Consider the following 14,696-nt stretch of genomic DNA (forward strand, 5'->3'; position numbering starts at 1 on the left):
TTGAAACGCTTCGGGGCCGCCAGAACGGGATCTTGGGAATGCCAGATCCTTCGATAAATCACCCACCGAACGAATCCTCCTCGAATCATGTTTCTTGATGTATCTCCTAGAATATCGATAGTCGATAGAATAGTCGGGCGACGGGAGGGGTTCGATGGGCATCGACCGCGACTGCATGAGCGACCGGATCCGCCGGATCCTGGCCGAGCGGATCATCAGCGGTCAGCTGGCTCCGGGCGAGCGGTTGGTGGAGATGAAGATCGCGAAGGAATTTCAAACGAGCCAGGCGCCGGTTCGCGAGGCCCTACGCGAGTTGGCCACTCTTCGACTGGTCGAATCCGAGCCCTATCGCGGGACGAGGGTCCGCGAGGTTAACCAGCGCGAAATGGCCGAGGCCTATGCCGTCCGGGCCGTCCTGGAGCAGGCCGCCGCCGAGGCCGCCGCACGGGTCCTCAAGGGGAATGTCGAGGCACTCCGCTCGATCCAGGCCGAGCTTCGGGTGGCCTCACTGGCCGGTGATCTGGAAAGCTACGCCCGGCTCAATGTCGCCTTCCATCGAAGGATCGTCGAGGCGTCGGGAAACCAGGTCTTGCTCCAGACCTGGGAATCGCTGGGATTCGAAACGAGGGTCCGGATCCTGTTCACCCGGACCGAGCCCGACCTCCTCCGATCCGCCGCCACGCACGACCCGATTATCGAGGCCCTCGATGCCGGCGAAGGGACCACGGCCGGCCGGCTGCTCCGCGAACATGCCGAGTCGTTCATGGGTCCGGTTTCAGCGATCCCGGTCGGTTCTCCCGACTGAGCAACGAACCCGGAATGCCCCCGAGCCTCAGGGACCAATCCCCCCAAGGAAGCGGCCCGGTCAGGCCAGGAGCTTGGTGACGACCTGGCCGCTGACGTCGGTCAGCCGGAAGTCCCGGCCCTGGAATCGGTAGGTCAGCCGGGTGTGGTCGAATCCCAGGAGTTGGAGGATCGTGGCGTGGAGGTCGTGGACGTGGACCACGTCCTCGGCCGCGTTGAAGCCCAGTTCGTCGGTCTTGCCCAGGGTGATCCCCGGCTTGATCCCGCCGCCGGCCATCCACATCGTGAAGGCGTTGGGATGGTGATCCCGGCCGTCATTCCCCCCCTGGACCATCGGAGTCCGACCGAACTCGCCGCCCCAGATCACCAGGGTATCTTCGAGGAGGCCTCGACGCTTCAGATCCTTCACCAGCGCGGCGCTGGCCTGGTCGGTCTTGGCGCACTGATCCTTGAGACCCTGAGTCAGGCCGCCGTGGTGGTCCCAGGCCTCGTGGAAGACCTGGACGAACCGGGTCCCGCGCTCGACCAGCCTCCGGGCCAGCAGGCAGGCATTGGCATACGAGGACTTTCCGGGCTCGGCCCCATACATCGCCATCGTCTCGGGGGTCTCGCCCGAGAGGTCCATCAGGTCGGGGGCCGAGGACTGCATCCGGTAGGCCAGCTCGAAATTATTGATCCGGGTCGCAATCTCGGGATCGCCGACGGCCCCGAGATGGTGACGGTTCAGCGAGGCCACGGCATCGATCGAGGCCCGCTGGACCTCGTCATCGACCCCGGGGGGATTCGAGAGATAAAGGACCGGGTCGCCTTGCCCGCGGAAGGGGACGCCTTGATGGACCGTGGGCAGGAAGCCGCATCCGTAGTTGGATGCTCCGCCGCTGGTCCCCTTCTGGCCCGTGCTGAAGACCACGAATCCGGGTAGGTCGCGCCCCTCGGTCCCCAGGCCATAGGTGGCCCACGAGCCCATGCTCGGCCGTCCGAACTGCTGCGAGCCGGTGTTCATGAAGATCTGGGCGGGCGCGTGATTGAAGGCATCCGTGACCATCGACTTGACGATCGCGATGTCGTCGACGACCTCGCCCAGATGCGGCAGGAGTTCCGACAGCTCGGCCCCGGACTGGCCGTGCTTCGAGAATTTGAACTTGGGGGCCAGCAAGGTCGAGCTGGGGTTGATGAACGCGGCCCGATAGCCTTTGAGCAGCTCGGCCGGGGGCAACGAGCCGTCATGCTTGCGGAGTTCCGGCTTGTCGTCGAACAGGTCGAGATGGCTGGGGGCCCCGGCCTGGAACAGGAAGATGACCCGCTTGGCCTTCGCGGGAAAATGCGGGGCCTTCGGCGCCAGGGGATCGGTCGAGGGAGAGTCCCCCCTCGCCAGGTTCTCGCCCATCAGCGAGCCGAGCGCGACCGCGCCCAGGCCGACCCCGCAATCGCGGAAGAACCAACGGCGGGTGATCTCGCGTCGGGCGATCTCTCGGGCCTGCTCGAATCGGTCCACGGGCGTCCTCCGCTCATTCTTTCGTGATCGTCTCGTCGAGATTCAGGAGCACGCGGGCGACGACGGTATAGGCGGCCCACTGGGTCGGGCTGGCCCCCTTGGGCAGGTTCTCGGGACGGTCGGCATTCGCCCCGGTGACCATCGCCCAGGGGTTGACCCAGCCTTCGGCGAAGCGCCGGCGCTGTTCTTCGAGGAGTTTCACCAGGATCGAGCACTCGGCCTCGGCCGGGGCTCGGCCCACGCATCGGCGGAAGGCGTAGGCGATCCGATCGGCATCGGTCGAGCCGCCCTCGGCCAGGGCCAGGCGAGCCAGCGCCCGCGCGGCCTCGACGGCGAGCGGCTCATTCAAGGTCATGAGCGCCTGGAGTGGCGAGTTCGACCGATCCCGGCGGACGCACGAAGTGTTGCCGTTGGGCACGTCGAAGGTCGCCAGCATCGGGTAGGGCGTCGACCGCCTCCGCAAAGTGTAGATCCCCCGCCGGTAGCGATCCGGGCCTTGCTCCTCGATCCAGGGGAACGGGGCATAACTGGCCGGGGGCTGGAACAGGTAGGCCGGGGCGGGCGGCATCAGGCTCCGGCCGCCCATCGCCGGATTCAGGAGCCCGCTCGCGGCGAGTTGAATGTCGCGGACGATCTCCCCCTCGACCCGGAGCCTCGACCCTCGGGCCAGGAGCCGATTATATGGGTCCTCAGCCAGGAGTTCCGGCGTGGCCTTGCTGGACTGCCGGTAGGTGGCCGAGTTGACGATCAGGCGATGAAGATCCTTGACCTTCCACCCGTCCTCCATGAATTCGACGGCCAGCCAGTCGAGCAGACCAGGGTGACTCGGGGGCTCGGACTGCGTGCCCAGGTCTTCCGGGGTCGAGACCAGGCCGGTCCCGAAGTAGGCCTGCCAGGCCCGGTTGACGAACGAACGCGCGGTCGTGGGGGACTCGCGGGCCACCAGCCACTTCGCGAAGGTCAGTCGGTCGAGCGAGGCCCCGGGCGGTAGCGGGTGGAGGAACGCGGGGACGCCGGGGCCGACCGGCTTGCCGGGCTTGAGGAAGTCGCCTCGCTTGAGGATGCTGGTCATCCTCGGCTCGGACTTGGCCTGGAGGACCAGGGTGGTCGCCCCGGCGGGATGACCCTTCCAGGCAGCCTCGATCCGCTGATTCAGGAGATCCCACCCGGGGACGGTCGTCCGCCAGTAGGAGAAGATCGTGTTGATCTGTTCGGGCGACCGGCGATCCCGGGGGACGGCCAGGGCCTCGCGGACCCGAGGGGGCACAGGGTCGGCGGCGGCCTCGGGATCGTCCGTGACCGAGATCCGGAACCGGCCGAGGTTGTTGGTCATCAGGTCGTCGGAGTTCCAGCCGCCGTGATTCTGCTTCAGGCCGAAGGTCAGCTCGATCTTGCCGTCGACCGCCTCGACCGGCGCCTCGGCGACGAAGACGGCCTCGTGGCCGACGTTCCGGCGACCGGGCCCGGCGTCGATCCCCCAGGCGGTCTCGTTCTTGTCGTCGATCGCGTAAGCGACCGGGCCGACGACCCGGTTCTTGCCCGACCGGTCGTCGTAATAGGCTTCGAGCGGAGTCTCGGATTCCTCGAAGTCGGCCGAAGCCCGGGCCATCTTGACCTTCTTGCGATCCTTCGAGCCGGACTCGACTTCGAATTCGGTAAGGGCGCAGGTCCCCCAGAGCGAACGACCCGGCCCGTAGGCGGGAAGGTTCGGATCGTTCATCAATTCGAGCCGAAACGCGGTGACCTTGGGCATCTCGACCGTGACGGTCATCTTGCCGGTGTGGTGAGTCGGGGCGTAGCCGGCGGCGCGGAATGACCCATCGGGCTGGGGGAGGTAGCGCTGGCCGCCGTCGCTGATCAGGTCGAACGGGGCCTGCACGACGGTCCACGTGGGCCGGCGGGCCTGGGCTCGCTCGTCTTCCCAGCGATCCATCCGCTCGCGCCAGTCGGGATTGACGTGGCGGATCTCCTCCTCGATCTCGCGGACGGATCGACGGACATCGGCGACTTTTCCCTGCTCGTCGGGCGTGTAGACGAGCCGGGCGGGTTCGTCATCGCTGTTGAGGAAGGCGAAGAGGCGGTAATATTCCTCGTGCGAGATCGGGTCGAACTTGTGGGTGTGGCACTGGGCACACTGGACGGTCAGGCCGAGGACGCCCTTGCCGATGGCCTCCATCCGGTCGAACATCGCCTCCATCCGGAACTGCTCGGGGTCGATGCCCCCTTCCTCGTTGATGACCGAGTTTCGCAAGTATCCGGTGGCAACAACCTGGTCCTGCGTCGGATCCGGGAGGAGGTCGCCGGCCAGTTGTTCGATGATGAACCGGTCGTAGGGGAGGTCGCGATTGAGGGCACCGATGACCCAGTCGCGATAGAACCAGATGTGGCGGGCCTTGTCCTTCTCGAACCCGTCGGAGTCGGCATAGCGGGCGGCGTCGAGCCAGTGCCTCCCCCAGCGCTCGCCGTAGTGGGGGCTGGCGAGGAGCCGGTCGACCACCTTCTCGTAGGCATCGGGCGAGGAGTCCTCGACGAACGCATCGATCTCGGCGAGGGTCGGCGGGAGGCCGACCAGGTCGAGGCTCAGTCGGCGGATCAAGGTGGTCCGGTCCGCCTCGTCCGAGGGTTTGAGCCCTTCGGATTCCAGGCGAGCCAGGACGAAGCGGTCGATCGGGTTCCGGGGCCAGGACCCGTCGCGGACCTCCGGGAGTTCCGGCCGGATCGGGGCCTGGAAGGACCAATGAGTCGGTTTCGGAGTTTGGCCGTCCTCGGGCCAGCGGGCCCCCTGCTCCACCCAGGCCCGGACCAGGGCGATCTGGTCGCCGGTCAGCCTTTCCCCCTCGGGAGGCATGACCTCCTCGGGATCGGCCGAGGCGATACGGAGGACCAGTGGGCTCTCCCCCGGCTTCCCCGGGACGATCGCAGCCCCTTCGGATCCGCCCTGGAACGCCCGGACTCGATCATCGAGCCGCAGGTCGGATTTCTGCTTCTTCGGCCCGTGGCAGGCGAAGCACTTCGCCTCGAGGATGGGCCGGACATCGCGGGCGAAGTCGACCTCATCGGGCCTCGCGATCCGGCCCCCGAAGGCCATCGACGCAAGGACGGCCAGCCCGATGGCGGCCGAGCGGCTGGAGGGGGGTCGGCGCATCGCGGCCTCGTGCTTCGCGGGTCGATCAGGGTAGGCTTCAATCGTCGGCGATGAGGGAGGGCAGACCAGGCTCGACTATCGAAACTAACGGACGTGGATCCCCTTCGTCAAACGATTTCCCGATCGACACCGGTCGCGAATCGATAACAAATGGGCCTGCTCTCGACGGCCGGATGCCCGCGGTTCCTGCGGGAATTCTCGGGACCGACCGCGCGAGAGCTGGGATCCAATCCCCGGAAGCGTCCGAAAGGACGAGCCTCCGGGGAAGATCCATCAAGAAACGAGCGAATCCTTCTCGTTCGACGGGTCGCCCAGGACATTCCCGGTGTGCTGGACGATATCCTTGCCGGCCCCGCCCACCGCGACGGCATTGACCGCCAGCGGCGCGGCGCCGGGGTCGACCGCGAGGGAATAGCTGATCTTGTCGTTGCCCGCCCCGCCCAGGACGACCGCGGGCGTGGTGGCATCGGTACCGACGGTCCCGGGCGAGCCGGCCATCACCCGGATGTCGTTCGAGATGACATCATTGCCGGCCCCGCCGTCAATCGTGAGGTTGTAGATGTAATTGCCGGCGATGACCCCGGCGAACTTGGATTGGATCTTGTCGTTGCCGGCGCCGCCGGAGAGGCCCGGCAGGACCGTCGTGCCGGGGCCGACGACGCCCGAACCGTTGTACGTCAGCGTGTCATTCCCCGAGTCCCCTTCGAGGAACGGCAGGACGGTCCCGGCCATCATCCAGCCGGTCTGATTGATCGTCATCCGGTCGTTGCCCGTGCCGCCGTAGGCTTCCAGGTCGAGCCCGTCCGCGGTGGCGATGGCTCCGGTCAAGTTGGCGGTGAAGGCATCATTGCCGCTTCCCAGGTCGACCAACACGGTCCGGGCGGCCAGGAGATTACCGGTCAGGTCGTAATTGATCTGATCGACGCCCCCCTTGCCGAGCACCTCGATCATCCCGACGGCCCCGGTCGAGGTATACGTCCGACCGCCGCCGAGAGCGATCGTGATATTCCCGGCCAGGTTCGTCCCATTATCGGAAATCTGGATCACGTCGGCCTTGTTGGTGCCGGTGATGATCAGGTCGAGGACGCCCTGATTGAGGACTTCCTTGATCCCGACCTGGGCGTTGGCCGCCATCAGCTGTCGGCCTTCCAGGGATTCCAGCCGCGGTACGGCCCTGACGCGACGCTTCCGCGAGTCTCCCGTTTTGTTCTCATCCATGAGAATCCTCCAGGTCTGGGGGGGTTCGGGATCGGAATGGCCGGGGGGAGCCTTGGGGGATAAAACAAGAGGGTACGGACTCGTATCATATCCTGGGCTCCCGAGCAAGGTCCGATCTCGGGACGGGTAATTTTGTCAGGGGAGTTCGAGCGACGCGGGCCCGGCTCCGATCCTACAGAATCCCGGCTCAGGAACTCCCCGAGCGAAACGGGCTGGGTGACTCGGCCGGTGGGGGGACCGGCATGACTTCCGAGGGATCCGGCGAGCCTGCGGCGGGAGTCGCCGGGGGATGCTCGTTGAGCTGACAGCCGACGGCCCGCTCCAGCGATGCCAGGGCCTTGCCCAGTTCGGTCTCGACCTGGGCCAGTTGGAGCTCGACCTGGAGGACCTCGCGCCAGGCGGTGATCAGGCTCACATAATCGACGTTCCCCACCCGGTACTCGGAGGTGGAGGCCTCCAGGGCTTGCCGGCTCTTGGGGAGGATCGAGGAGCGGAACAGCTCGGCGATCGACTTATGGGAGTTGGCTTGCGTGATCAGGTCCTTGATCTCGCGATAGGTCGAGTCGCGCTCGGCCTCGTAGAGCTTGGCGTCGGCCACGGTGCGGGCCTGGGCCTCGGAGACTCCGGCGGCCAGCTTCTGCTGGTAGATCGGCAAGTTGAAGCCGACGAACAATCCGACGTTGGGGGCACCGCTGGCGGTGGTCGGGGTCGCGGCGTTGGTCTTCTCCATGTCCATGTAGGAGAGTCCGACCGTCACGTTGGGCTTGTAGCGTTTGAGGGCCAGCTCGACGGCTCTCTCGTCGCGGGCGATGGCGGCCAGGCGCCCCTTCAGTTCGGGCCGGGCGGCCGTGGCCAGCCGATAGAGCCGGTCCAGCTCGTCCGGGACCGCCTCCAGCGGCAGATCGGGCATGGTCCTCAGCTCCGAGTCGGGGTCGACGTGGAGCTGCCGGGCCAGGTCGGCCCGGGCCGAGACCATCCCCTGGCGGACCCGGATCAACTCCCGGTCGAGTTCATCGACCGCCACCTCGGCCCGGAGTACGTCTTGCTGGCCGACCCCGCCGGTCTTGTATCGTTCGGAGGCGATGATGACGAAGTCGCCGGCCAGTCGCCGGTTCTCGGTCAGGATCGCCTCGGCCCGCTGGTTGAAGTACAGGTCCAGATAAGCCCGCTTCACCGAGGCCACGGCCTCCAGCTCGGCCGCGGCCAGCTCGGCCAGGGCGACCTCGACCTCCTTCTCGGCGGCCTGTCCCCGGAGCCCCAGCGTGCCGAACCACGGGAATTGCTGCGAGAGCATCAGGTTGTACGGGTTGTAACCCATCAAAGAATACTGGGGAGCGACGCTCGGGATCGGATAGATCGTGTTCGAGACCATCGGGTCTTCCAGGGCCGTCACCTGGGGGATCCGACTGCGGAACGCCAGGACGTTGAACCGGGCCGCCTGGACCGATCGGTTCTCCGACAGGGCCCGGCGGATGAAATCGTCGACCGGGCGGGCGCCGAGGAGTTCGAGGGGAGTCGGCGGTGGTCCCGGCGTGATCGCCTCGGTCCCGACCGGCTGATGCGTGGCCGAGTGGAGTTCCCGGACGACTTCCAGGTACTCCGGCCGAGGAGCCGGCAGGGCACAACCGACAGCCGATAGGCCGCAGATCGCCCCGATCAATCCGGCCCTGCATCGACCCATCATTCTCGCTCCATGGCGGTCGCCAGGGCCGAGTCATCGAGGCGCGAACTCCGACCCAGGACTACTCATCGTCCGGGCCAGCCTTCACACTTGGGGAATCTTTGCGGATTGTGACGATTTTCCGAGGGAATGCCCCGATCAGCCGAAGGCCTCGAAGATCGGGGAGGCCAATCCGTCGTCGGTGGACTCCAGACCAAGCGAGTGGGCCATCGTGCCGAACAACTCGGCGAGCGCCACGGGGCGATCGACCGGCTCCGAGGCGGTCCGATCGGTGGCGCCGATCACCCGGCCACCGGCCGTCCCGCCCCCGGCCAGGAGGGCCGACCAGGCACCCGTCCAGTGATCGCGACCGCCCGACATGTTGATCCGTGGGGTTCGGCCGAACTCTCCCGAGGCGACCACCAGCGTCGAGTCCAGCAGGCCCCGAGACTCCAGGTCATCGACGAGCGTCGAAAACGCCCGATCGAACGCGGGGAGCAGCTCACGAGCATAGTCGTCGAGGGTCGCGAATGGTCCTCGACCGTGGGCGTCCCAGCTCGACCGGCCGAAGACGGTCTCGAACATATTCACGACCACCACCCGGACGCCCGACTCGACCAGCCGCCGGGCCATCAGGCAGCCCTGGCCAACCGCAGACCGATCATAGGCCTCGCGGAGCCCCTCGCGTTCGTCGTCGAGATCGAACGCCCGGCGCGAGGAACGCGAGGGCTGCCCCGCGGAGACCAGCCCCTCCGCTCCATCCAGGAATCGTCGAGCCCGGTCATGGGCGGCCGCCGCGTCGAAGCCGGCCGAAGACGGGTCGTCTCCGAGGACGAACGGCTCGAACGAGGGGCCGAGGAGTCCGGCCGACTGCCCGTGCGAGACGCTCACGCCCGTGTTTCCGATCGGGCCGGGCAAGACCACGAACGGCGGGAGGCCGCCCGAGGCTCCCAACTGACGGGCCGCGATCGAGCCGAGATGCGGATGCTCGGCCCCGGCTCGACAGAGCTGGCCGGTCCCCAGGAGCTGGAGGCCCGTCTCGTGGATGGGAGCGGCATCGTGGTTCATCGAACGGACCAGCGTCAGTCGATCCATCCTCCGAGCGATCCCCGGAAGGTGCTCGACGACCCGGACCCCGGGAAGCGAGGTCTCGATCGCCCGGAAGGGACCTCGGACTTCGCTGGGAGCCTCCGGCTTGGGGTCGAACGTCTCCAGCTGGCTCGGCCCGCCGACCATCATCAGGAGGATCACGGATCGATGGCCATCAGCCCGGGCTGCCCCGGCGGGACCACCGGTCAGGCCGAGGCCCAGGGCTCCCAGTCCGCCCAGCTTCAGTAGGTCGCGTCTCGTTGCCCCGTCATGAGCCCCGATCGCCCTGGATCCGGTCGTCCGCATCGTTCGGTATCCCCCGATTGGTGAGCCTTGGTCTAGGCCCCATCAGGTTACCCGGGCCGTCGCCCCGGCCATAGCCCAGGCCGGGGTTTTCCCAGCGGGCTCGAGGATCCCATCGGCATGCCTTCGAACGCACAACGCCCCCGAAATCGGAGGCGATGGCCCTGCGGTCGTCCGGGACTCGTTCGGATGCGGGTCAAGCCCCGTTCATCAGGCCCTTGACCACCACGGCGAGATCGGCGCCGACTTCGGTCAGGCTGTAGAAATTGTTCTTGCCCTGGCGACGAGGGGCGATGATCCCGCCATGTCGCAGCAAGGCCAGGTGGTGGCTGACCGCGGGCTGGCTCTGGCTGAGCTGCGAGCAGAGCGCGCCGACATGCTGCTCGCCATCGGCGAGGATCAAGATGACCTGGAGACGGGTCGGGTCACTGACATGCTTCAGGAGGATCGAAGCTCGCCGCGCCTGGCTCGATCGCAGGTCGGCCGCCTTGCTCGCCTTCGACTTGGCGGGGGCCTTCGGGGCGGCGGCTTTGCTCGGGGTGCTAACCTTGGTCGTTGCCATTCCAGGTACTCTCCCGCGCCGTCGATCGTCACGACGGGCGAACTTTCGTGGCCGGCAGGCCCAGCAGGCCCGCGATCGTCCACCCTTTAGAGGTCGTCCGGACCAACGTGGTGCCGAATGACGACAATCACCGCTAAACATGCGAACAGGCATCGTTGACAACAAACGCCCGATCAGGATTCGCCGGGACGTCGATCTTTTCAACCATGACATCCGATTTGAGGATCATGTCTAACCATAATGTAACATGGGATAGCCTTTTGACAATATCAACTCGCGATCAAAATCCCAAGATGGACATTATTCGACACGCTGAGGCGAAACGCGACATCCGTCACAATCCGCAAATCCAGAGATTTGCCGGACTCGGGACTGGTCACGTCTGCTTACGATTGATCCGATCGGCCATCCGGCCCCGTCAGAAATAGGGCCGTCGACCCGCATTCGTCATCGAGTCGGGGGGATGAACGAATAGATCGCCCCGAGCAAATCGGCGGTCGACCATCCCTGCCCCGACTCCAATCTCGCGAGGCGGCCGTCGGGGCCGATCACGGCCGTCCGCAGGTTGTGGGAGATCTCCCGAGCCCCGGGCGCGACGGTCAGGCCGAGCGGGTCGGCCACCTTCGCCAGTTGTTCATGCGAGGCGACGGCGAAGGTCCAGAGCGGCGGCTCGGCCCCTCGTCGTTTCGCGTGCTCGGCCAGGACGGCCGGCGTGTCGTGCTCGGGGTCGAAGCTCACCGAGAGGAGCCGGACGCCCTCGGCCCTGGCCGGGGCGACCGCGATCCGTCGGGCCAGGTCGGCGAACTTCGCATCCATGGCCGGGCAGAAGTCGGGAAGCGGGCAGCGGGTATAAATAAACGTCAAGACAACTACTTTCCCCTTCAAGTCGGAAAGCTTGAGCGTCCCCCCCTCCTGAGTTGTCATGGTGAAATCAGGAACCGGGTCGCCGATCTTCAAGAGTCTGGCGTCCGTGGCGATCGGCGGTGGCGGGGGCTCGATGGCCGGGCGGGTCACGGTCAGCTCGATCAGGTCATAGTCCTCGACCCGGCCCCCGACCGATTCGACCCGGAGAGGCCCTTCGACCTCATCCCCGGGCCGGATGTCCTCCAGCGAGGCCCTGTCCTCCAGGGTGAACGGCATCGTCATGGCCGGCATGAAGCCGGGGATCTCCTCGTGGGTGATCGTCACCTCGCCCGACCCGGCGTCGACCTTCCGGACCACGCCTTTGAGTCGATAGGTCTTCGAACTCGCCTTCGCCGAGGGGATCGGTCTCGGGGCCGGTCCCGAGGGAGGAGCTTCCCCGCCGCAGCCGACGACCAGCGTGGCCATCCCGATCACCGCAAATGTTTGCACTCTCATCAATAAGAACCTCATGAATTCGATCAGGAGCCGATCAGAACGGGAACCGGTCGTCGATCGGGCTGGCGGCCAGGTCGACCAGGAAGGAGGCGAGTCGGTCCACGACGATCTCGGTCAGGGCCTCGCCCTTGGCGGCGGTCGCAGGCCCGGGATCCCCCGCGCCCGAGTTGGTGGTCAGGAGGTGCCATGATCGGGTGATCTCGACGTATCCCTTGTTGACCGCCTCGAACCGGGTCGGGGCCAGCGAGCCGGCGTCGGCGGTCCCCTCGGCCACGAGGTCGGGCCGATGGGCCATGATCATGCTGGTCTCGAGCTCGCCCGCATGATCGCCCGGGTCCTCGAACAGTTCCTTATATTTGTCCGAGGCCATCTTCCACCAGTGGCAGGCGAACAGCCGGACGGGCGTCTTGAGGTGCAGCTCGCGGAGCATCCACTTGAGGTCGTTCCCGCCGTGCCCGTTGAGCAAGACGCACTTCATCACTCCATGCGTGGCCAGGGAGTCGACCAGGTCGGCGATGACCCTCGCCAGGGTCGAGGGGTCGAGATTCATGGCCATCGGGAACCGCATCTGGTTGGTCTCGGTCCCATAGGGGATCGCCGGCAAGAGCGCGACGCGGGCCCCCCGCTCGTGGGCCCTGGCGCATGCGAGCCGCCCGACGGCCTCGACCTGATAGGTGTCGGTCCCGTAGGGAAGATGAAGGTTGTGAGGCTCGGTGGCCCCCAGCGGGAGCACGGCAACATCGAAGGGAGTGGCCTTGACCCGTCCGTAATTCGTCTCGCTCAGGAGATAGGGATTCATGAAATTTCGCCTGGTGGATGGATTCGATCGGGCGGCCTCGACCCGAAAGCCGATCGTCCTTGCGGATGGAGGGGCATCTCCGGTACGATCCGAGGGCGGGGTCGCGAGGCGGGGGAGTCGCTGAAGACCCCCATTAACCGGGGACTGGCCGTCCGATGCAAGCCTTCGAGGCGACGAACCATTATTTCGACAAGGCCGCGAGCCGCCTCGATCTGACCGGGAACATGCGGACCATGATGGTCACGCCCGACCGCGAGCTGCGGGTCGAGGTGGCCATCGAGATGGATTCCGGCCAGATCGGCAACTTCATCGGCTACCGGGTCCAGCACGACAACGCCCGGGGGCCGTTCAAGGGCGGGCTCCGCTATCATCCACGCGTCGACATGGACGAGGCCGAGGCCCTGGCCAGCCTGATGACCTGGAAGACGGCCGTCGTCGACGTCCCATTCGGGGGCGGCAAGGGGGGGATGAATTGCGACCCCAGCCAGCTCTCCCGGGGGGAATTGGAGCGGGTCACCCGACGATTCGTCCAGCAGATCCACGACTTCATCGGACCCGACAAGGACATCCCCGCGCCGGACGTGGGGACCGATGCCCAGGTGATGGCCTGGATCATGAACGAGTATTCCAAGTTCCACGGCCACCACCCCGCCGTGGTCACCGGCAAGCCGGTCGAGCTCCACGGCTCGGCCGGTCGAGAGGCCGCCACCGGTTACGGGGTCGCATTGATCTGCCGGGAGATGCTCGGCAAGCTCGGCCGGACGATCGCCGGGACCACCTTCGCCATCCAGGGCTACGGGAACGTCGGGAGCTATTCCGCCCGGTTCCTCCACCAGGCGGGCGGGAAGATCGTCGCGGTCTCCGACGCCTTCGGCGGCCTGACGAATCCCGAAGGGCTGCCGATCCCCGAGCTGGACAAGCACGTGGCCGTCCATCGGAAGGTCGTCGGGTTCAAGGGGGGCGACGCGATCACCAATGAGCAACTGCTCACCAATCCGGTCGACGTCCTGATCCCCGCCGCGCTCGGGGGGGTCTTCGATGCCGCGATGGCCGAGGTCGTCCAGGCCGACCTGATCGTCGAGGCCGCCAACGGCCCCACCTGGCCCGACGCCGATGAGGTCTTCGAGCGGAGGGAGATCCCGGTCGTCCCCGACATCCTCGCCAACGCCGGCGGCGTGGTCGTCAGCTACTTCGAGTGGGTCCAGAACCTCCAGCACTTCCGGTGGCCCCTCGAACAGGTCCAGCGCGAGGAAGAACGCCGGATGGTCGAGAGCTTCGCCAAGGTCTTCGACATGGCCCAACGCAAGGGCGTCAGCCTCCGGACCGCCGCGTTCATGCTGGCGATCAACCGCGTGGGACGGGCGCGGGTCCTGGGGGGGATTTGATGGCGTGCTGCTCGCCTATTTCTCGCAGGAACGGCCTCCTTTGATCGCCTCGAGGATCATCGGAGTCGGCTCCATCAGCAACGTTCGCGAACCAGACCTTTGCGTCCTGGTTGAGGAAGCAGGAATATTAAGCTGGCGGATCGAACTGTTCGGAGATGGGAGTGAAGAAGCCTACGTCTTTCAGGAGATACAGATCTGGGGAAGCCTCATTGCTGTTGGATATGGACATTATATCCACTTTTTTAATCTTAAGCTTGGGTTGAATAGGAGTTACAATCTCGATTCTTATTTTGGGCACATTTATTCAGACCACGATTATTTACTCGTTGCTTCCGGAATGAAATTATTCCGGTATTCCCAATCTGCCAACTTGATCTGGCGATCGTCAGACCTGGGAATCGATGGAGTGGTGGTCGATCGGGTCGCGAATGGCATTGTGTCCGGTCAAGGCGAATGGGATCCACCTGGAGGATGGATCGACTATACAATCGACCTCGATTCGGGACAGTCACTTTCGTAGGTTGGACCTGTAGAATGACCGACGGCCATCGAGTGATTTCCCGACCATGATCTATTTTCTCTCGATCATTCTACTGATACTGAGCGGACTGACTTTCGCCTTGACTGCGCCGATCTATGACATTGCAGGATCAGATGCCTGGCTCGGATGCGCCATGGCGTTTGGCCTCATCGCATCCTCGCTTCCCATTTTGAAGGCACGACGAACTCTCAAGGATGTGATGATCGCGATTGCCCTGATTGCCTTCTACACGGCCGGAATCGCCTCGGTCCGCGACAGTTACCTTCGTGGCTATGACAAGAGCAATCCTCTCCACATTCGATTACTTTACTTCCACTAAAAATCGCCTGATCGATC

The 14,696-nt window shown here is 65.6% G+C and carries 12 protein-coding genes; 4 read left to right on the top strand and 8 right to left on the bottom strand.

Annotation, left to right across the window (positions count from 1 at the left end):
• The first annotated feature begins 154 nt into the window (after window positions 1-154).
• Entirely contained in the window at window positions 155-805 is a 651-nt protein-coding gene (locus P12x_RS11595) for a GntR family transcriptional regulator (protein WP_435011027.1), read from the top strand.
• A 60-nt stretch (window positions 806-865) separates the two neighbouring features.
• On the opposite strand, the gene P12x_RS11600 is transcribed toward P12x_RS11595, so the two are convergent.
• From P12x_RS11600 to P12x_RS11635, 8 genes are all read right to left on the bottom strand, one after another.
• On the bottom strand, window positions 866-2,299 hold the full coding sequence (locus P12x_RS11600) for a DUF1501 domain-containing protein (protein WP_435011028.1): 1,434 nt from the start codon (window positions 2,297-2,299) through the stop codon (window positions 866-868).
• Between the two features lie 13 nt (window positions 2,300-2,312).
• The gene (locus tag P12x_RS11605) at window positions 2,313-5,444 is read right to left on the bottom strand and encodes a PSD1 and planctomycete cytochrome C domain-containing protein (RefSeq protein WP_435011029.1); all 3,132 of its coding nucleotides are present in this window, start codon (window positions 5,442-5,444) and stop codon (window positions 2,313-2,315) included.
• Between the two features lie 273 nt (window positions 5,445-5,717).
• The gene (locus P12x_RS11610) at window positions 5,718-6,662 is read right to left on the bottom strand and encodes a hypothetical protein (RefSeq protein ID WP_435011030.1); all 945 of its coding nucleotides are present in this window, start codon (window positions 6,660-6,662) and stop codon (window positions 5,718-5,720) included.
• A gap of 187 nt (window positions 6,663-6,849) precedes the next feature.
• On the bottom strand, window positions 6,850-8,346 hold the full coding sequence (locus tag P12x_RS11615; protein WP_435011031.1) for a TolC family protein: 1,497 nt from the start codon (window positions 8,344-8,346) through the stop codon (window positions 6,850-6,852).
• Window positions 8,347-8,481: 135 nt separating this feature from the next.
• Entirely contained in the window at window positions 8,482-9,717 is a 1,236-nt protein-coding gene (locus P12x_RS11620; protein ID WP_435011032.1) for a DUF1501 domain-containing protein, read from the bottom strand.
• Between the two features lie 193 nt (window positions 9,718-9,910).
• Window positions 9,911-10,276 carry an ArsR/SmtB family transcription factor gene (locus tag P12x_RS11625; protein ID WP_435011033.1) on the bottom strand — a complete coding sequence of 122 codons (366 nt, stop codon included), beginning with the start codon at window positions 10,274-10,276 and terminating at the stop codon, window positions 9,911-9,913.
• Window positions 10,277-10,723: 447 nt separating this feature from the next.
• Complete coding sequence (locus P12x_RS11630; RefSeq protein WP_435011034.1) at window positions 10,724-11,635, bottom strand: copper-binding protein; 912 nt, start codon at window positions 11,633-11,635, stop codon at window positions 10,724-10,726.
• Window positions 11,636-11,669: 34 nt separating this feature from the next.
• Entirely contained in the window at window positions 11,670-12,434 is a 765-nt protein-coding gene (locus P12x_RS11635) for a creatininase family protein (protein WP_435011035.1), read from the bottom strand.
• A 155-nt stretch (window positions 12,435-12,589) separates the two neighbouring features.
• On the opposite strand from P12x_RS11635, the gene P12x_RS11640 reads away from it, so the two are divergent.
• From P12x_RS11640 to P12x_RS11650, 3 genes are read left to right on the top strand one after another with little or no spacing between them, the layout of a single operon-like run.
• The gene (locus tag P12x_RS11640; RefSeq protein ID WP_435011036.1) at window positions 12,590-13,819 is read left to right on the top strand and encodes a Glu/Leu/Phe/Val family dehydrogenase; all 1,230 of its coding nucleotides are present in this window, start codon (window positions 12,590-12,592) and stop codon (window positions 13,817-13,819) included.
• Between the two features lie 4 nt (window positions 13,820-13,823).
• On the top strand, window positions 13,824-14,339 hold the full coding sequence (locus P12x_RS11645) for a hypothetical protein (protein WP_435011037.1): 516 nt from the start codon (window positions 13,824-13,826) through the stop codon (window positions 14,337-14,339).
• A 46-nt stretch (window positions 14,340-14,385) separates the two neighbouring features.
• The gene (locus tag P12x_RS11650; protein ID WP_435011038.1) at window positions 14,386-14,679 is read left to right on the top strand and encodes a hypothetical protein; all 294 of its coding nucleotides are present in this window, start codon (window positions 14,386-14,388) and stop codon (window positions 14,677-14,679) included.
• The last annotated feature ends 17 nt before the right edge of the window (window positions 14,680-14,696 follow it).

It is taken from the genome of Tundrisphaera lichenicola, assembly GCF_051175385.1.
GTDB classification, from domain to species: domain Bacteria; phylum Planctomycetota; class Planctomycetia; order Isosphaerales; family Isosphaeraceae; genus Tundrisphaera; species Tundrisphaera lichenicola.